This window comes from uncultured Microbacterium sp. (assembly GCF_900078385.1).
Lineage (GTDB): Bacteria > Actinomycetota > Actinomycetes > Actinomycetales > Microbacteriaceae > Microbacterium.
Genome location: NZ_FLQR01000008.1, coordinates 185,824 through 200,714, shown reverse-complemented (window position 1 = coordinate 200,714; position 14,891 = coordinate 185,824). Strand labels below are relative to the sequence as shown.

At 67.5% G+C, this 14,891-nt stretch carries 25 protein-coding genes; 1 reads left to right on the top strand and 24 read right to left on the bottom strand.

Annotated features, from left to right (window positions below; all coding sequences use genetic code 11):
* The first annotated feature begins 65 nt into the window (after positions 1-65).
* The gene (locus QZL85_RS10580; protein WP_295576582.1) at positions 66-1,049 is read left to right on the top strand and encodes a hypothetical protein; all 984 of its coding nucleotides are present in this window, start codon (positions 66-68) and stop codon (positions 1,047-1,049) included.
* 88 nt (positions 1,050-1,137) lie between these two features.
* Here QZL85_RS10580 and QZL85_RS10575 read toward each other — a convergent pair whose 3' ends face one another.
* The 24 genes from QZL85_RS10575 to rpsJ form a co-directional block, all read right to left on the bottom strand.
* A complete protein-coding gene (locus QZL85_RS10575; protein WP_295576580.1) occupies positions 1,138-1,818 on the bottom strand; it encodes a thioredoxin domain-containing protein in 681 nt (226 codons plus the stop codon).
* Positions 1,818-2,660: a type I methionyl aminopeptidase gene (gene map / locus QZL85_RS10570; protein WP_295576578.1), complete on the bottom strand. Its 843-nt coding sequence runs from the start codon at positions 2,658-2,660 to the stop codon at positions 1,818-1,820. The genes QZL85_RS10575 and map overlap by 1 nt, the downstream gene beginning before the upstream one ends.
* 2 nt (positions 2,661-2,662) lie before the next feature.
* Positions 2,663-3,256 (bottom strand): adenylate kinase, encoded by a 594-nt coding sequence (locus tag QZL85_RS10565; protein ID WP_295576576.1) that lies wholly within the window; start codon positions 3,254-3,256, stop codon positions 2,663-2,665.
* Positions 3,253-4,578, bottom strand: coding sequence for a preprotein translocase subunit SecY (secY, locus tag QZL85_RS10560; protein ID WP_295576575.1), 1,326 nt, complete (start codon positions 4,576-4,578; stop codon positions 3,253-3,255). Before secY ends, QZL85_RS10565 begins: the two co-directional genes overlap by 4 nt.
* Positions 4,579-4,678: 100 nt before the next feature.
* Positions 4,679-5,296, bottom strand: a complete 618-nt coding sequence (gene rplO / locus QZL85_RS10555; RefSeq protein ID WP_295576574.1) for a 50S ribosomal protein L15 — start codon at positions 5,294-5,296, stop codon at positions 4,679-4,681.
* Positions 5,296-5,481, bottom strand: coding sequence for a 50S ribosomal protein L30 (gene rpmD / locus QZL85_RS10550; protein ID WP_028496517.1), 186 nt, complete (start codon positions 5,479-5,481; stop codon positions 5,296-5,298). Before rpmD ends, rplO begins: the two co-directional genes overlap by 1 nt.
* Positions 5,481-6,161, bottom strand: coding sequence for a 30S ribosomal protein S5 (rpsE, locus tag QZL85_RS10545; RefSeq protein WP_295576573.1), 681 nt, complete (start codon positions 6,159-6,161; stop codon positions 5,481-5,483). Before rpsE ends, rpmD begins: the two co-directional genes overlap by 1 nt.
* The gene (rplR, locus tag QZL85_RS10540; protein WP_295576572.1) at positions 6,158-6,517 is read right to left on the bottom strand and encodes a 50S ribosomal protein L18; all 360 of its coding nucleotides are present in this window, start codon (positions 6,515-6,517) and stop codon (positions 6,158-6,160) included. Before rplR ends, rpsE begins: the two co-directional genes overlap by 4 nt.
* Positions 6,518-6,519: 2 nt before the next feature.
* Positions 6,520-7,056 carry a 50S ribosomal protein L6 gene (rplF, locus tag QZL85_RS10535; protein WP_295576570.1) on the bottom strand — a complete coding sequence of 179 codons (537 nt, stop codon included), beginning with the start codon at positions 7,054-7,056 and terminating at the stop codon, positions 6,520-6,522.
* A 6-nt stretch (positions 7,057-7,062) separates the two neighbouring features.
* Complete coding sequence (rpsH, locus tag QZL85_RS10530; RefSeq protein ID WP_295576569.1) at positions 7,063-7,461, bottom strand: 30S ribosomal protein S8; 399 nt, start codon at positions 7,459-7,461, stop codon at positions 7,063-7,065.
* Positions 7,462-7,528: 67 nt separating this feature from the next.
* On the bottom strand, positions 7,529-8,119 hold the full coding sequence (rplE, locus tag QZL85_RS10525; RefSeq protein WP_295576568.1) for a 50S ribosomal protein L5: 591 nt from the start codon (positions 8,117-8,119) through the stop codon (positions 7,529-7,531).
* 2 nt (positions 8,120-8,121) lie between these two features.
* Entirely contained in the window at positions 8,122-8,481 is a 360-nt protein-coding gene (rplX, locus tag QZL85_RS10520; RefSeq protein WP_295576567.1) for a 50S ribosomal protein L24, read from the bottom strand.
* A gap of 4 nt (positions 8,482-8,485) precedes the next feature.
* Positions 8,486-8,854, bottom strand: coding sequence for a 50S ribosomal protein L14 (gene rplN, locus QZL85_RS10515; RefSeq protein ID WP_028496524.1), 369 nt, complete (start codon positions 8,852-8,854; stop codon positions 8,486-8,488).
* 34 nt (positions 8,855-8,888) lie between these two features.
* Entirely contained in the window at positions 8,889-9,302 is a 414-nt protein-coding gene (gene rpsQ, locus QZL85_RS10510) for a 30S ribosomal protein S17 (RefSeq protein WP_295576566.1), read from the bottom strand.
* Entirely contained in the window at positions 9,302-9,616 is a 315-nt protein-coding gene (rpmC, locus tag QZL85_RS10505; protein ID WP_295576564.1) for a 50S ribosomal protein L29, read from the bottom strand. Before rpmC ends, rpsQ begins: the two co-directional genes overlap by 1 nt.
* Positions 9,616-10,035 (bottom strand): 50S ribosomal protein L16, encoded by a 420-nt coding sequence (gene rplP / locus QZL85_RS10500; protein ID WP_025102402.1) that lies wholly within the window; start codon positions 10,033-10,035, stop codon positions 9,616-9,618. The genes rpmC and rplP overlap by 1 nt, the downstream gene beginning before the upstream one ends.
* The gene (rpsC, locus tag QZL85_RS10495; RefSeq protein WP_295576563.1) at positions 10,035-10,796 is read right to left on the bottom strand and encodes a 30S ribosomal protein S3; all 762 of its coding nucleotides are present in this window, start codon (positions 10,794-10,796) and stop codon (positions 10,035-10,037) included. The genes rplP and rpsC overlap by 1 nt, the downstream gene beginning before the upstream one ends.
* On the bottom strand, positions 10,796-11,191 hold the full coding sequence (gene rplV, locus QZL85_RS10490; protein WP_295576562.1) for a 50S ribosomal protein L22: 396 nt from the start codon (positions 11,189-11,191) through the stop codon (positions 10,796-10,798). Before rplV ends, rpsC begins: the two co-directional genes overlap by 1 nt.
* A 40-nt stretch (positions 11,192-11,231) precedes the next feature.
* Positions 11,232-11,513, bottom strand: coding sequence for a 30S ribosomal protein S19 (gene rpsS / locus QZL85_RS10485; protein ID WP_017201589.1), 282 nt, complete (start codon positions 11,511-11,513; stop codon positions 11,232-11,234).
* A gap of 12 nt (positions 11,514-11,525) precedes the next feature.
* Positions 11,526-12,365 (bottom strand): 50S ribosomal protein L2, encoded by an 840-nt coding sequence (gene rplB, locus QZL85_RS10480; RefSeq protein WP_028496529.1) that lies wholly within the window; start codon positions 12,363-12,365, stop codon positions 11,526-11,528.
* Positions 12,366-12,387: 22 nt separating this feature from the next.
* Positions 12,388-12,699 (bottom strand): 50S ribosomal protein L23, encoded by a 312-nt coding sequence (gene rplW / locus QZL85_RS10475; protein ID WP_295576561.1) that lies wholly within the window; start codon positions 12,697-12,699, stop codon positions 12,388-12,390.
* Positions 12,696-13,358, bottom strand: a complete 663-nt coding sequence (rplD, locus tag QZL85_RS10470; protein WP_295576560.1) for a 50S ribosomal protein L4 — start codon at positions 13,356-13,358, stop codon at positions 12,696-12,698. Before rplD ends, rplW begins: the two co-directional genes overlap by 4 nt.
* Before the next feature lie 2 nt (positions 13,359-13,360).
* Positions 13,361-14,020, bottom strand: a complete 660-nt coding sequence (gene rplC / locus QZL85_RS10465) for a 50S ribosomal protein L3 (protein ID WP_295576558.1) — start codon at positions 14,018-14,020, stop codon at positions 13,361-13,363.
* A gap of 7 nt (positions 14,021-14,027) precedes the next feature.
* The gene (gene rpsJ / locus QZL85_RS10460) at positions 14,028-14,336 is read right to left on the bottom strand and encodes a 30S ribosomal protein S10 (protein WP_005050520.1); all 309 of its coding nucleotides are present in this window, start codon (positions 14,334-14,336) and stop codon (positions 14,028-14,030) included.
* Positions 14,337-14,891 lie beyond the last annotated feature (555 nt).

The following is a 14,891-nucleotide window of genomic DNA, read 5'->3' as shown; positions in this document are numbered from 1 at the left end:
GGTCCACATGGCGGCGCGACCCGCCTCCACGCTCAGGGACGAGCCGCGACGATGAGCGGATGCCGATGGCCTCGACCCCGCGTTCCGCAACGCCGCTCCCGCCGGTGCCGCTCATCACGGTCGACGAAGCGCGGATGCTCGGCCTCCGGGTCCACACCGCCGCCTTTCACCGCGTACGCCCGGGAATCCACATCGCGCGCAGCGTGTGGGACTCACTGGCCGGATGGCAGCGGTACGAGGTCCGGGTACGCGCGTTCGTCCTCGCGCACCCGGATGCGGTCCTCTGTCTGGAGTCGGCGGCCGCCGTGCACGGCTTGCCGCTGTTCGGACAGGCCAGGGACATCCACGTCTACGACCGCGAGCGGGCGGCATCCCGACGGTTCGGCGATGTCGCGGTGCACACCTCCGAGGATGTGCGCGAGGTGCAGAGCGTCGACGGGATCGCGACGACCTCGGTCCTCGACACGGTGGTGGATCTGGCGCGGGTCCTCCCTCCCGCATACGCGCTCGCGGTCGCCGACGCATCGGTGTCCCCCGCGTGGGCCGGCGGATCGCTCGATGTCGATGCGCTGCGGGCACGCGCGTCGGAGCAACGCATGCGCCGCGGCCGTGCTCGACTCGAGCTCCTCTGGCCGGTGATCGACGCCCGGTCGGAATCGCCCGGCGAGAGCGTCAGCCGCGCCGTCATCCTGTGGAGCGGGTTCGAAGAGCCCGAGCTGCAGCGCGAGTTCCGCTACGAAGGCGTTCGCGACCGCGTCGACTTCCACTTTCCCTCGGTCCGCGCGATCGGCGAGTCCGACGGCTGGGGGAAGTATGGCCTCGACGACGCAGCTCTCGCGCAGCAGCGGCTTCGGGACGAGAAGCGCCGGGAGGATCGGCTCCGGCGCCACGGCCATTCGTTCGCCCGGTGGGACTATGCCGATGCTCTCCGCGTCGAGCCCCTCCGCCTCGCGCTGGTCCGCGCCGGCGTTCCGGTCGTCCGCAGACCGCGCCCGGCGCTCCTCGCGACGCTGCGCGGGAACCCGCGCTCACTTCCGGCGGGCCAGTGAGAAACCACACACAGCGTGAGAAACCACGACTCTCGTGATGTCTCGTGCTGGATGTGGTTTCTCAGCCCGGCAACGCCACGCGCGGTGCTTACTCGAACAGCGAGGCGAACTCGCCCACGGCGGGGATCGTCGAGTTCGAGATGACCTCACCGTTGACCGCGAGGGTCGGGGTGCCGACGCCGCTGGCGCCGGGCTGCACCGGGGTCTCCTCGGTCTTCGCCGCCACGAACTTCTCGTACTGGCCCTCGGTGACGCAGTCGTCGATCCCGTCGACGCCGACGCCCGACGCGAAGCCGAGGATCTCGTCGTCGGTCAGGCCGGTCGAGCCCTCCTCGGGCTGGTTCGCGAACAGGGCCTGCATGAACGGCACCGCGGCATCCGGGTCGGCCTCGGCGACGCAGTACATGGCATTGGCCGCCCGCGTCGAATACGCCGTGCCCTGCGAGTACCGGTCGAGGATCGAGATGGGGTGGATGTTCAGCGTGATCGTGCCGTCATCCACGAGGCTCAGGATCTCCTCGCCGTACGCCTCCTCGAACTGGCCGCAGATCGGGCACATGAAGTCGATGTACGTGTCGAGGGTCTGCTCGCCGTCGCCCACGACGACGGCGCCGGTCTCCTGGTTCACGCCCGAACCGCTGGGGGGCGTGCCGGGGTCGCTCGCGGAGCTGTTCATCCACACGACCAGGCCGATCACGAGTGCGAGGACGACGAGCACCGCCACGCTCACCCAGATCGCGAACCAGTTTGTCTTGCCTGCCGTTGCCATCAGAACCTCTCACCGATCCGCGCCGGAACGACGCCGAAGGGCGCGAGTCCGGCAGCTCCGCCATCGGGCGCCGTGAGCACCCAGATGCCTCCATCATGCACAGCGACGCTGTGCTCCCAATGGGAGCCGTCGCTGCCGTCGACCGTCGAGACGGTCCAGTCATCGTCCTCGACGAACGTCTCGTCCGAGCCGCCGGTGACCATCGGCTCGATCGCGAGGCACAGCCCCGGCCGCACCTCGGGGCCGAGGTCGGCTACGCGGTAGTTGAACACCGTGGGCCCCTCGTGCATGCGGCGGCCGATCCCGTGCCCGACGTAGTCGCGCAGGATGCCGTAGCTCTCGCCGGAGGCCTCGATCGAGGTCTGCACGGCGTCGCCGATCTCGCCGACGCGCGCCGCCGAGGCGAGCGCCGCGATCCCGGCCCACAGCGACGTCTCGGTCACGTCGGACAGCCGCTGCCGCGCGGCGACGAGCTCGGGGCGCGTCGGATCCGGCACGACGACCGTGATCGCCGAGTCGCCGTTCCAGCCCTGGTACTGCGCGCCGCAGTCGATGGAGACGATGTCGCCCGCTTCCAGCACGCGCTTCCCCGGGATCCCGTGCACGACCTCCGCGTTCACGGAGATGCAGGTCGTGTGACGGTAGCCGCGGACGAGCTGGAAGTTCGACTCGGCACCGCGCGAGCGGATGACGGCCGCCGCAGCGGCATCCAGCTCACCGGTCGTGACACCCGGCGCGATCAGTGCGCGCACCGCGTCGAGGGCGGCGGCGGTGATGAGACCCGGCTCGACCATCGCCCGCAGCTGGGCGGGCGTCTTGTACAGGGAGCGGCGAAGACCCACGGTCAGGCCGCGATGGCGCGCGCGGCGAGGGCCGCCATGATGCGCTCGGTGATCTCGTCGAGCGAGCCGACGCCGTCGATCTCGTCGACGATGCCGCGCGAGCGGTATCCGTCGAGGATCGGGGCCGTCTCGGACTCGTAGATCGCGAGGCGCTTGGCGATCGACTCCTCGTTGTCGTCGGCGCGCCCCTGCTGAGCGGCGCGCAGCGACAGGCGCTGGATGGACTCGGCGCGCGGCACCGACAGCTCGATGACCGAGGTCAGCGCCTCGCCGCGCTCCTCGAGGAACGCGTCGAGGTCGGCGACCTGGCCCAGGTTGCGCGGGTAGCCGTCGAGCAGGAACCCGTCGGCGGCATCCGACTCGGAGAGCCGGTCGCGCACGATCGCGCTCGTCAGGTCGTCCGGGACGAGGTCGCCGGCATCGATGATCGCCTTGACCTTCAGCCCCAGCTCGGTGCCCTCCTTGACGTTCGCGCGGAACACGTCGCCGGTGGACACGGCCGGGATCCCGAGCGCCTCTGCGATGCGGACACCCTGGGTGCCTTTGCCGGAACCCTGGGGTCCGATGATCAGGAGGCGAGCGGGGGCTGAGGTCATCGCAGGAGTCCTTCGTAGTGTCGCTGCTGCAGCTGGGCGTCGATCTGCTTCACGGTCTCCAACCCGACGCCGACGATGATGAGGATCGAGGCGCCGCCGAACGGGAAGTTCTGGTTGGCGCCGACCGTCGCGAGGGCGATGAGCGGGAGCAGGGCGATGAGGCCCAGGTAGATCGAGCCCGGCAGCGTGATCCGGGTGAGTACGTAGTCGAGGTACTCGGCGGTGGGGCGGCCGGCACGGATGCCGGGGATGAAGCCGCCGTACTTCTTCATGTTGTCGGCGACCTCGACCGGGTTGAACGTGATCGCGACGTAGAAGTAGGTGAAGCCGATGATGAGGAGGAAGTAGACGAGCATGTACAGCGGCGAGTCGCCGGTCGTGAAGTACTGCTGGATCCACGCCACCCAGCCGGGCACGGAGCCGTCGGCCGCCGGCGTCTGGTTGAACTGGGCGATGAGCGCCGGGATGTACAGCAGCGACGAGGCGAAGATGACGGGCACGACGCCGGCCATGTTGACCTTGATCGGGATGTACGTGTTCGTGCCTCCGAGCGTGCGACGCCCGACCATCCGCTTGGCGTACTGCACCGGGATGCGGCGCTGCGACTGCTCGACGAAGACGACGAGGGCGACCACGGCGATGCCGACGGCGAGGACGAGGAGGAAGACCTCGAAGCCGCGCGCGACGGCGATCGACCACATGGCGGCCGGGAAGGTCGCGGCGATCGAGGTGAAGATGAGGATCGACATGCCGTTGCCGACGCCGCGCTCGGTGACGAGCTCGGCGAACCACATGATGAGGCCGGTGCCGGCGGTCATCGTGATGATCATGAGCAGCTGCGCCCACCACGCGTCGTTGGTGAGGAGCGTCTGGCACTCGGCGATGCCGGTGTTGCCGAACAGCTGGCCGGAGCGGGCCACGGTCACGAGCGTCGTCGACTGGAGGAGCGCGAGCGCGATCGTGAGGTACCGCGTGTACTGCGTCAGCTTCGCCTGGCCCGCCTGGCCCTCCTTGTAGAGGGTCTCGAAGTGCGGGATGACGACGCGCAGCAGCTGCACGATGATCGTCGCCGTGATGTACGGCATGACGCCGAGGGCGAAGATCGACAGCTGCAGGAGGGCGCCACCGGAGAACAGGTTGACGAGGGACAGCAGTCCCTCGGTCCCGCTGGACTGGTCGAGGCACGACTGCACGTTCGGGAAGTCCACGAACGGCGTCGGAATGTGCGCGCCGAAGCGGTAGACGGCGATGATCGCCAGGGTGAAGCCGATCTTCCGCCGGAGATCCGGAGTGCGGAAGACCCGCGCGATGGCGCTGAACAAGGGCATTTCCTCCAGTGGGATGGCCGGTGCCTCGGGAGACACCGTCTACCAGAGTACGGCAACAGGGGCCGGAGGCTCGCCTCCGACCCCTGCCGCTGGACTACTTGATCGAACCGCCCGCGGCGACGATCTTCTGCTCGGCCGAACCCGAGACCTTGTCGACGGCCACGGTGAGCTTGACCGAGATGTCGCCGGTGCCGAGCACCTTGACCTTCTCGTTCTTGCGGACCGCACCCTTGGCGACGAGGTCGGTCACGGTGACGTCGCCACCGGACGGGTACAGCTCGGCGAGCTTGTCGAGGTTGACCACCTGGTACTCGACGCGGAACGGGTTCTTGAACCCGCGCAGCTTCGGCGTACGCATGTGGAGGGGCATCTGCCCACCCTCGAAGCCGACCTTGACCTGGTACCGGGCCTTCTGGCCCTTGGTGCCACGACCGGCGGTCTTGCCCTTGGAGCCCTCACCGCGACCGACACGGGTCTTCGCGGTGTTGGATCCGGGGACCGGACGCAGGTGGTGCACCTTGAGCACACCGGGGCGCGAAGCGGGGGCGTCCTTGGACGCCGCCTTCTTCGCGGGGGCCTTCTCCGCCTTCGCGGCAGCCGGCTTGGCGGCGGCCTTCTTCGGGGCGGCAGCCTTCTTCGGGGCAGCGGCCTTCTTCGGGGCGGCCTTCTCGGCCGCGACGGCCTCGACCGTCTCGTCCTTCTTCTCAGCCATTAGTCGATCTCCTCAACCTTCACGAGGTGCGCGACGGTCTTGACGTAGCCGCGCGTCTGCGCGTCGTCGGGACGGACGACGGAGTCGCCGATCCGCTTCAGACCGAGGGAACGCAGCGTGTCACGCTGGTTCTGCTTCTCGCTCACCTTGGACTTGACCTGGGTCACCTTCAGGCGGCTAGCCATCAGACACCTGCCTTCTGCGCAGCCGCGGCCTTGGCCTCGTTGCGGATGATGATGCCCGGCACGACCTGGTCGTAGTCAAGACCACGACGGGCGGCCACGGCACGGGGCTCCTCGAGGCTCTTCAGAGCCGCGACGGTCGCGTGCACGATGTTGATCGTGTTCGACGAGCCGAGCGACTTGGAGAGGACATCGTGGATGCCGGCGCACTCGAGCACGGCGCGCACCGGACCACCGGCGATGACACCGGTACCGGCAGCGGCCGGACGCAGGAGCACGACGCCGGCAGCGGCCTCGCCCTGCACCGGGTGCGGGATGGTGGAGCCGACGCGCGGCACACGGAAGAAGTTGCGCTTGGCCTCTTCGACGCCCTTCGAGATCGCCAGGGGGACCTCACGGGCCTTGCCGTAGCCGACGCCGACCAGACCGTTGCCGTCGCCCACGACGACCAGCGCCGTGAAGCTGAAGCGGCGACCGCCCTTGACGACCTTCGACACGCGGTTGATCGTGACGACGCGCTCGAGGAACTGGCTCTTGTCGGCGTCGCGCGAACCACGGTCACGCTGGTTGGCGTTGCGCTCACGACCACCGCGACGGGGCTCGCGAGCCTCGCGCTCGACGGGAGCCTCGGCCGCAGCCGGAGCCGTCGTCTCGGTCACTTCGTTCTCCTTGTTGTCACTCACAGGTCCAGACCTCCCTCGCGGGCGCCGTCGGCGATCGCCGCGACTCGTCCCGCGTAGCGGTTGCCACCGCGGTCGAACACGACGGCCTCGACACCGGCAGCCTTGGCGCGCTCGGCGACGAGCTCGCCGACCTTGCGGGCCTTAGCGGTCTTGTCACCGTCGAACCCACGCAGGTCGGCCTCGAGCGTCGAGGCGGATGCCAGCGTGTGGCCCTTGCTGTCGTCCACCAGCTGCACGAAGACGTGGCGGGCGGATCGGGTCACGACGAGACGCGGGCGCGCCTCGGTGCCCACGACCTTCTTGCGAAGGCGGGCGTGACGACGCGCGCGGGCGTCGGTCTTCGACTTCACAGCCATGATTACTTACCAGCCTTTCCGGCCTTGCGGCGGACGACCTCGCCCGCGTACCGCACACCCTTGCCCTTGTAGGGCTCCGGCTTGCGGATCTTGCGGATGTTGGCGGCGGCCTCGCCGACCGCCTGCTTGTCGATCCCGCTCACGGTGAGCTTGTTGTTGCCCTCGACGGTCAGCGTGATGCCGGCCGGGGGCTCGATGAGCACCGGGTGCGAGAACCCGAGCGCGAACTCGACGGCCGCGCCCTTCTGGGCCACGCGGTAACCGGTGCCGACGACCTCGAGGCCCTTGGTGTAGCCCTCGGTGACGCCGATGATGTTGTTGTTGATCAGGGTGCGGGTGAGGCCGTGCAGCGAGCGCGACTCACGCTCGTCGTCGGGGCGGGAGACCAGAACCTGGCTCTCCTCGACCTTGACCTCGATGGGCTTGGAGACGGTGAGCGAGAGCTCACCCTTGGGGCCCTTGACCGCAACATCCTGGCCGTCCACCGAAACGGTGACGCCGGCGGGGATGTCGATGGGGAGACGTCCGATACGCGACATGTCAGATCACCACACGTAGGCGAGGACTTCCCCGCCGACGCCCTTCTGCTCGGCCTGACGGTCCGTGAGGAGACCGGAGGAGGTGGACAGGATCGCGACGCCCAGGCCGCCGAGGACCGTGGGGAGCTCGGTGGACCGCGCGTACACGCGGAGCCCGGGCTTGGAGACGCGCTTGATGCCGGCGATCGACCGCTCGCGGTTCGGGCCGTACTTCAGGGTCAGCGTGAGGGTCTGGCCGACGCGGGCGTCGGAGACCTCCCAGCCGGAGATGTAGCCCTCCTGCTGGAGGATCTCGGCGATGTGCGTCTTGAGCTTCGAGCTCGGCAGCGACACGGAGTCGTGGTGCGCCGAGTTCGCGTTGCGCAGACGGGTCAGCATGTCTGCGACCGGGTCTGTCATTGTCATGAGTGTTTTCCTTTGTTCACCAGGTTTCGGACGCCGTTACACGGCAGCCGACCTGTGGTGGGTGGTGTTACGCCTTGACCTCGGGAGCGGTGAAGGGGAAGCCCAGCTGACGAAGCAGCGAGCGGCCCTCCTCATCCGTCTTCGCCGTGGTCACGATCGTGATGTCGAAGCCGCGGACGCGATCGATCTTGTCCTGGTTGATCTCGTGGAAGACCGACTGCTCCTGCAGGCCGAACGTGTAGTTGCCGTGGCCGTCGAACTGCTTGGGCGACAGGCCGCGGAAGTCGCGGATGCGGGGCAGCGCGAGGTTCACGAGACGGTCGACGAACTCCCAGGCGCGGTCGCCGCGGAGCGTGACGTGTGCACCGATGGCCTGGCCCTCACGCAGCTTGAACTGCGCGATGGACTTGCGGGCCTTGGTGACGACCGGCTTCTGGCCGGTGATCTTGACGAGGTCGTCGACCGCGCCATCGATCACCTTGCTGTCGCGAGCTGCCTCGCCGACACCGGTGTTCACGACGACCTTGACGAGACCGGGGATCTGCATGACGTTCGGGTAGCCGAACTCCTCCTGCAGCGCCTTCTTGATCTCGGCCTGGTACTTCTGCTTCAGGCGGGGCTGGATCTTGCCAGCCGCCGCGGCAGTGGTGGTGCTCATGTTCAGAGGTCCTTGCCTGACTTCTTGGCGTAGCGCACGCGGACGGTGCGCTTCACGCCGTCCTTCGTCTGGTCCTCGACGCGATGGCCGACACGGGTCGGCTTCTTGGTCGAGGGGTCGACGACGGCGACGTTGGAGATGTGGATCGGGGCTTCCATCGTCTCGATGCCGCCCGTCTTGGTGCCGCGCTGGGACTGGCCCACGCGGTTGTGCTTGGTGACGTAGTTCACGCCCTCGACGATGATGCGGTTCTGCTCGACAAGGATCTCGAGGACCTTGCCCTGCTTGCCGCGGTCTCCGCCGCGCTCGGGCTTGGCGCCCGTGATGACCTGAACCAGGTCGCCCTTCTTGATCTTGGCCATGAGGTCAGATCACCTCCGGTGCGAGCGAGACGATCTTCATGAACTTCTTGTCGCGAAGCTCACGACCGACCGGGCCGAAGATGCGGGTGCCGCGGGGCTCCCCGTCATTCTTCAGGATGACGGCGGCGTTCTCGTCGAACTTGATGTAGGACCCGTCGGGACGACGGGTGGACTTGACGGTGCGGACGATGACGGCCTTGACCACGTCGCCCTTCTTGACGTTGCCGCCGGGGATCGCGTCCTTGACGGTCGCCACGATGGTGTCGCCCAGACCGGCGTAGCGGCGGCTCGAGCCACCCAGCACGCGGATCGTGAGCAGCTCCTTGGCGCCGGTGTTGTCGGCGACCTTGAGGCGGGACTCTGTCTGAATCACTTTTTACTCCTTGGGTTCCAAGAAGGCCGGGGCCTTACTTGGCCTTCTCGAGGATCTCGACCAGACGCCAGCGCTTGGTGGCGCTGAGCGGACGGGTCTCGTTGATGACGACCAGGTCGCCGATGCCGGCGCTGTTCGACTCGTCGTGGGCCTTGACCTTCGACGTGCGGCGGATGACCTTGCCGTAAAGCGGGTGCTTCACGCGGTCTTCGACCTCGACGACGATCGTCTTGTCCATCTTGTCGCTGACCACGTAGCCACGGCGGGCCTTGCGGTAGCCGCGGGCGTCGGCGTCACGGACGTCGGACGCAGCCGACTCGTGACCCTTGGCCTGCACGGGGGCCTCGACCACGGGGGTCTCGACCTTGGCAGCGGGCTTCTTGGCGGGCGCCTTCTTCACTGCCGGGGCAGCCTTGGGCGCGGGGGCCTTCTTCTCAGTGTCAGCCATCACTCGGCCTCTTCCTTCGCGGCCTCGTCAGCGGCATCCGCCTTCTTGGCCTTCGTCTTCTTCGCCTTCGTCGCGACCTCCGCGGGGGCGGGCGTGGCACGGATGCCGAGCTCGCGCTCACGGATCACGGTGTAGAGCCGCGCGATGTCGCGCTTGACCGCACGGATGCGGCCGTGGCTCTCGAGCTGACCGGTGGCCGACTGGAAGCGCAGGTTGAACAGCTCTTCCTTGGCCTTGCGGAGCTCCTCGACGAGGCGCTGGTCCTCGAACGTGTCCAGCTCGCTCGGAGCGAGCGTCTTGGTACCGACAGACATTACGCGTCGCCCTCCTCGCGCTTGATGATGCGTGCCTTCAGGGGCAGCTTGTGAATGGCACGGGTCAGGGCCTCACGAGCGAGCTGCTCGTCGACGCCCGCGACCTCGAAGAGGACGCGACCCGGCTTGACGTTCGCGACCCACCACTCCGGCGAACCCTTACCGGAACCCATGCGGGTTTCGGCCGGCTTCTTCGTGAGCGGACGGTCGGGGTAGATGTTGATCCACACCTTGCCGCCACGCTTGATGTGACGCGTCATCGCGATACGAGCGGACTCGATCTGACGGTTCGTCACGTAAGCGGGCGTGAGGGCCTGGATGCCGAACTCGCCGAAGGAGACCTTCGTGCCGCCGGTCGCCTGGCCGGAACGGCCGGGGTGGTGCTGCTTGCGGTACTTGACCTTGCGGGGGATAAGCATTATGCCGATGCTCCTTCTGCGGCAGGGGCGTCGTTGCGCGGGCCACGACGACGGTCGCCGCCACGGTCGTCACGACCACGGGGTGCCTTCGGTGCGTTGGCCTGCTCGCGCGCGAGCTCCTTGTTGGTGAGGTCGCCCTTGTAGATCCAGACCTTCACGCCGATGCGGCCGAAGGTGGTCTTGGCCTCGTAGAACCCGTAGTCGATGTTCGCGCGGAGGGTGTGCAGGGGCACACGGCCTTCGCGGTAGAACTCCGACCGGCTCATCTCGGCGCCGCCGAGACGGCCCGACACCTGGATGCGGATGCCCTTGGCGCCGGCGCGCTGGGCGCCCTGCAGACCCTTGCGCATCGCGCGGCGGAACGCCACGCGAGCGGAGAGCTGCTCGGCAATGCCCTGCGCGACAAGCTGAGCGTCGGCCTCGGGGTTCTTGACCTCGAGGATGTTCAGCTGGATCTGCTTGCCGGAGAGCTTCTCGAGGTCGGCGCGGATGCGCTCGGCCTCGGCGCCGCGGCGGCCGATCACGATGCCCGGGCGGGCGGTGTGGATGTCGACGCGGACGCGGTCACGCGTGCGCTCGATCTCGATCCCGCTCACGCCGGCGCGGTCCAGCTGCGTCTGCAGGAGCTTGCGGATCTTGATGTCCTCGGCCACGTAGTCGGCGTAACGCTGGCCCGGCTTCGTGGAGTCGGAGAACCAACGCGACACGTGGTCCGTGGTGATGCCGAGGCGGAAGCCGTAGGGGTTGACCTTCTGTCCCATTACTTGCTCGCCTTCTTGTCGGTCGTGGTCACGGTCTCGGCGACCTCAGGGGTTGCCAGCTCGACCGTGATGTGGCTCGTGCGCTTCTTGATCTGGAACGCGCGGCCCTGTGCGCGGGGCTGGAAACGCTTGAGCGTCGTGCCCTCGTCGACGTACGCGTTGCGCACGTACAGGTCCTGCTCGTCCAGGAACTCGCCGTCCTTGTCCGCCTTCACGCGGGCGTTGGCGACAGCAGCCGCGACGAGCTTGTAGATCGGCTCGCTGGCACCCTGGGGAGCGAACTTCAGGATGGCGAGTGCCTCCTGAGCCTGCTTGCCCTTGATGAGCGCGACGACACGACGGGCCTTCTGAGGGGTCACGCGGATGTGCTTGACGCGTGCGATGGATTCCACCATTTGAACTCCTCCTCTTCCTCTCTCTGAGAGCGCCACCGCGTCAGCGGCGACGGCCCTTCTTGTCGTCCTTCTCGTGGCCGCGGAAGGTGCGGGTGGGCGCGAATTCGCCCAGTTTGTGGCCGACCATGGTCTCGGACACGAACACAGGGATGTGCTTGCGTCCGTCGTGCACGGCGATCGTGTGACCCAGCATGGCCGGGATGATCATCGAGCGGCGCGACCAGGTCTTGATGACGTTCTTGGTACCGGCTTCGTTCTGCACGACCACCTTGCGAAGCAGGTGCTCGTCGACGAAGGGGCCCTTCTTAAGGCTGCGAGGCATCTTCCTCTACTCCTACTTGCGCTTCTTGCCGGCGTTGCGACGACGGACGATGTACTTGTCGCTTTCCTTGTTGGCGTGGCGGGTGCGACCCTCAGCCTGGCCCCAAGGAGTGACGGGGTGACGGCCACCGGACGTCTTGCCCTCACCACCACCGTGCGGGTGGTCGACCGGGTTCATGGCGACACCACGCACGGTCGGGCGGACGCCCTTCCAGCGCATGCGGCCGGCCTTGCCCCAGTTGATGTTGGACTGCTCGGCGTTGCCGACCTCGCCGATCGTCGCACGGCAGCGCGCGTCGACGTTGCGGATCTCGCCCGAGGGGAGACGCAGCTGGGCGTACGGGCCATCCTTCGCGACCAGGCGCACGGAGACGCCGGCCGAGCGGGCGATCTTCGCGCCGCCACCGGGACGGAGCTCGATGGCGTGGATGACGGTACCGGTCGGGATGTTCTTCAGCGGGAGGTTGTTGCCCGGCTTGATGTCCGCGGACGGACCCGACTCGACGACGTCGCCCTGCGACAGCTTGTTCGGCGCGAGGATGTAGCGCTTCTCGCCGTCGAAGTAGTGCAGGAGCGCGATGCGCGCGGTGCGGTTGGGGTCGTACTCGATGTGAGCGACCTTGGCGTTGACGCCGTCCTTGTCGTTGCGACGGAAGTCGATCACGCGGTACTGGCGCTTGTGGCCACCACCGATGTGACGGGTCGTGATGCGACCCTGGTTGTTGCGACCGCCGGTCTTCGACAGGGGGCGCAGCAGCGACTTCTCGGGCGTCGACCGCGTGATCTCGGTGAAGTCGGCGACCGACGAACCGCGACGACCCGGGGTCGTGGGCTTGTACTTGCGAATAGCCATTTTCTGTCCTCTATCCCGACCGTCAGCCGACTGCCGTGAAGATGTCGATGGTGCCCGACTTCAGCGTGACGATGGCGCGCTTGGTGTCCTTGCGCTTGCCCATGCCGAAGCGGGTGCGGCGGGCCTTGCCGACGCGGTTGAGCGTGTTCACCGAAGCCACCTTGACGCCGAAGATCTTCTCGATGGCGAGCTTGATCTCGGTCTTGGTCGCGCGCGTGTCCACGAGGAACGTGTACTTGCCCTCGTCGATGAGCGAGTAGCTCTTCTCCGAGACGACCGGCTTCAGGATGATGTCGCGCGGGTCCTTGTTCACTGCGATGTTCGCGGTGCTCATGCCGAGACCTCCTCGGTGGCGCCGGCCTTCGCAGCGACGAACGCGTCGAAGGCGGCCTTGGTGAAGACGATGTCGTCGGAGACGAGCACGTCGTAGGCGTTGAGCTGGTCGAACGTCAGCACGTGGACGTACGCGAGGTTGCGCACGCTCTTCGTGGCGAGATCGTCGTCACGGTTGATGACGACCAGCACGTTCTTGGTCGGGGCGAGTGCCGACAGGACCGTCACAGCGGCCTTCGTCGACGGGGCACCCTCGATGCCGAACGAGTCGATGATGTGCAGACGGCCGCCGCGAGCACGATCGCTGAGCGCGCCCAGCAGGGCGGCGGCGATCATCTTCTTGGGGGTGCGCTGCGAGTAGTTGCGCGGCTTGGGGCCGTGCACGATGCCACCACCGGTCATGTGCGGCGCGCGGATCGAGCCCTGACGGGCGTTACCGGTGCCCTTCTGCTTGAAGGGCTTGCGGCCGGCGCCGGAGACCTCACCGCGACGCTTGGTCGAGTGGGTGCCCTGGCGAGCCGCCGCGAGCTGCGCGACGACGACCTGGTGGATGAGGGGGATGTTCGTCTTGACGTCGAACAGCGCGGCGGGAAGCTCGACCGAGCCGGCCTTCTTGCCGTCGGCGCTGTGGACGTCGAGCGCGAGAGTCGAGTCAGCCATGATCAGGCACCCTTCACTGCGTTGCGGACGTAGACGATGCGGCCACGAGCACCGGGGACGGCGCCCTTGACGAGCAGCAGACCCTTCTCGGCGTCGACGGCGTGCACCGTGAGGTTGAGGACGGTCACGCGCTCGCCACCCATACGGCCGGCCATGCGCATGCCCTTGAAGACGCGGCTCGGGGTCGACGATGCGCCGATGGAGCCGGGCTTGCGGTGGTTGCGGTGCGCACCGTGCGAGGCGGAGACGCCCTTGAAGTTGTGGCGCTTCATGACACCCGCGGTGCCCTTGCCCTTGCTGGTGCCGACGACGTCGACACGCTGGCCGGCCTCGAAGATGCCGTCAGCGGTCAGCTCCTGACCGAGTGAGTAGTCAGCGGCATCCGCCGTGCGGATCTCGGTGAGGTGGCGACGCGGGGTCACGCCGGCGGCCTCGAAGTGGGCCGTGAGCGGCTTGTTCACCTTGCGGGGGTCGATCTGCCCGTAGGCGATCTGAACCGCGTTGTAGCCGTCCTTCTCGGGCGTGCGAACCTGGGTGACCACGTTCGGGGCGACCTCGATGACGGTGACGGGAACGAGCTTGCCGTTCTCGTCCCAGACCTGGGTCATGCCGAGCTTCGTGCCCAGCAGGCCCTTGGAAACCTTGGAATTGATATCAGCCATGTCGACCTCAGAGCTTGATCTCGATGTTGACGTCAGCCGGGAGGTCGAGACGCATCAGCGAGTCGACGGCCTTGGGCGTCGGGTCGATGATGTCGATGAGGCGCTTGTGGGTGCGCATCTCGAAGTGCTCGCGGCTGTCCTTGTACTTGTGGGGCGACCGGATGACGCACACGACGTTCTTCTCGGTCGGAAGGGGCACCGGGCCCACGACCGTCGCGCCCGCACGGGTCACGGTGTCGACGATTTTGCGCGCCGACGTGTCGATGACCTCGTGGTCATACGACTTCAGGCGAATGCGGATCTTCTGTCCCGCCATTGTCTGCTCACTCTCTTTCTCGCGTCATACCTCTGGGGCATCGGACGCACGGGGCGCTTGCGCGCCGGGCACTTCCCATCGCGGTGGCGATGGATGCTGCACCGCTGTTCTGATGTCAATCCGCAGGTCACCCTGCGGTATCCGCTCCCCCGGACGCACACGTGCGATCCCGTCTCCGGGTGGGGTTTTGGATTGGTGTTCTGACTACCCGCGGCCTAGGACCCTGCGCTCATGCGCCGCCTATGCACTGCCCTGGCAGTGATCCGACGCACACCGAAGCGGCATCAGAATGTGGAACCTCATTAGTCTACGTGTCGCCCGGGCGTGTCGCAAACTCGGGCGTGTCGCATTCGGCGTATCTTCAGCCGGCATGCCGGGAAGGGTGTGAGCGGGGCGGGCCTTGGGGGACGCCCGGCCCGCTCACGAGGTGCGGGACAGAGCCCCGCGGCCTCCGAAGACACATCCGTGGGGGTCGGCGAAGTGCGTCGACGATGAGTCGACGCGGCGGGCGCGCAACAGCGTTACCCCAGCGACGCGTGCTGCGCCCATCCCCCA

Bases quoted from the DNA above. Each gene is read 5' to 3' on its own strand.
- QZL85_RS10580 (WP_295576582.1), top strand. From the start codon at position 66: ATGGCCTCGACCCCGCGTTCCGCAACGCCGCTCCCGCCGGTGCCGCTC.
- QZL85_RS10575 (WP_295576580.1), bottom strand. From the start codon at position 1,818: ATGGCAACGGCAGGCAAGACAAACTGGTTCGCGATCTGGGTGAGCGTG.
- QZL85_RS10565 (WP_295576576.1), bottom strand. From the start codon at position 3,256: ATGACCTCAGCCCCCGCTCGCCTCCTGATCATCGGACCCCAGGGTTCC.
- rplO (WP_295576574.1), bottom strand. From the start codon at position 5,296: ATGGCTGAGAAGAAGGACGAGACGGTCGAGGCCGTCGCGGCCGAGAAG.
- rpmD (WP_028496517.1), bottom strand. From the start codon at position 5,481: ATGGCTAGCCGCCTGAAGGTGACCCAGGTCAAGTCCAAGGTGAGCGAG.
- rplR (WP_295576572.1), bottom strand. From the start codon at position 6,517: ATGGCTGTGAAGTCGAAGACCGACGCCCGCGCGCGTCGTCACGCCCGC.
- rplF (WP_295576570.1), bottom strand. From the start codon at position 7,056: ATGTCGCGTATCGGACGTCTCCCCATCGACATCCCCGCCGGCGTCACC.
- rpsH (WP_295576569.1), bottom strand. From the start codon at position 7,461: ATGACAATGACAGACCCGGTCGCAGACATGCTGACCCGTCTGCGCAAC.
- rplE (WP_295576568.1), bottom strand. From the start codon at position 8,119: ATGAGCACCACCACTGCCGCGGCGGCTGGCAAGATCCAGCCCCGCCTG.
- rplX (WP_295576567.1), bottom strand. From the start codon at position 8,481: ATGGCCAAGATCAAGAAGGGCGACCTGGTTCAGGTCATCACGGGCGCC.
- rpsQ (WP_295576566.1), bottom strand. From the start codon at position 9,302: ATGGCTGACACTGAGAAGAAGGCCCCCGCGCCCAAGGCTGCCCCGGCA.
- rpmC (WP_295576564.1), bottom strand. From the start codon at position 9,616: ATGTCTGTCGGTACCAAGACGCTCGCTCCGAGCGAGCTGGACACGTTC.
- rplP (WP_025102402.1), bottom strand. From the start codon at position 10,035: ATGCTTATCCCCCGCAAGGTCAAGTACCGCAAGCAGCACCACCCCGGC.
- rpsC (WP_295576563.1), bottom strand. From the start codon at position 10,796: ATGGGACAGAAGGTCAACCCCTACGGCTTCCGCCTCGGCATCACCACG.
- rplV (WP_295576562.1), bottom strand. From the start codon at position 11,191: ATGGTGGAATCCATCGCACGCGTCAAGCACATCCGCGTGACCCCTCAG.
- rpsS (WP_017201589.1), bottom strand. From the start codon at position 11,513: ATGCCTCGCAGCCTTAAGAAGGGCCCCTTCGTCGACGAGCACCTGCTT.
- rplB (WP_028496529.1), bottom strand. From the start codon at position 12,365: ATGGCTATTCGCAAGTACAAGCCCACGACCCCGGGTCGTCGCGGTTCG.
- rplW (WP_295576561.1), bottom strand. From the start codon at position 12,699: ATGAGCACCGCGAACATCGCAGTGAACAAGGACCCGCGCGACATCATC.
- rplD (WP_295576560.1), bottom strand. From the start codon at position 13,358: ATGGCTGACTCGACTCTCGCGCTCGACGTCCACAGCGCCGACGGCAAG.
- rplC (WP_295576558.1), bottom strand. From the start codon at position 14,020: ATGGCTGATATCAATTCCAAGGTTTCCAAGGGCCTGCTGGGCACGAAG.
- rpsJ (WP_005050520.1), bottom strand. From the start codon at position 14,336: ATGGCGGGACAGAAGATCCGCATTCGCCTGAAGTCGTATGACCACGAG.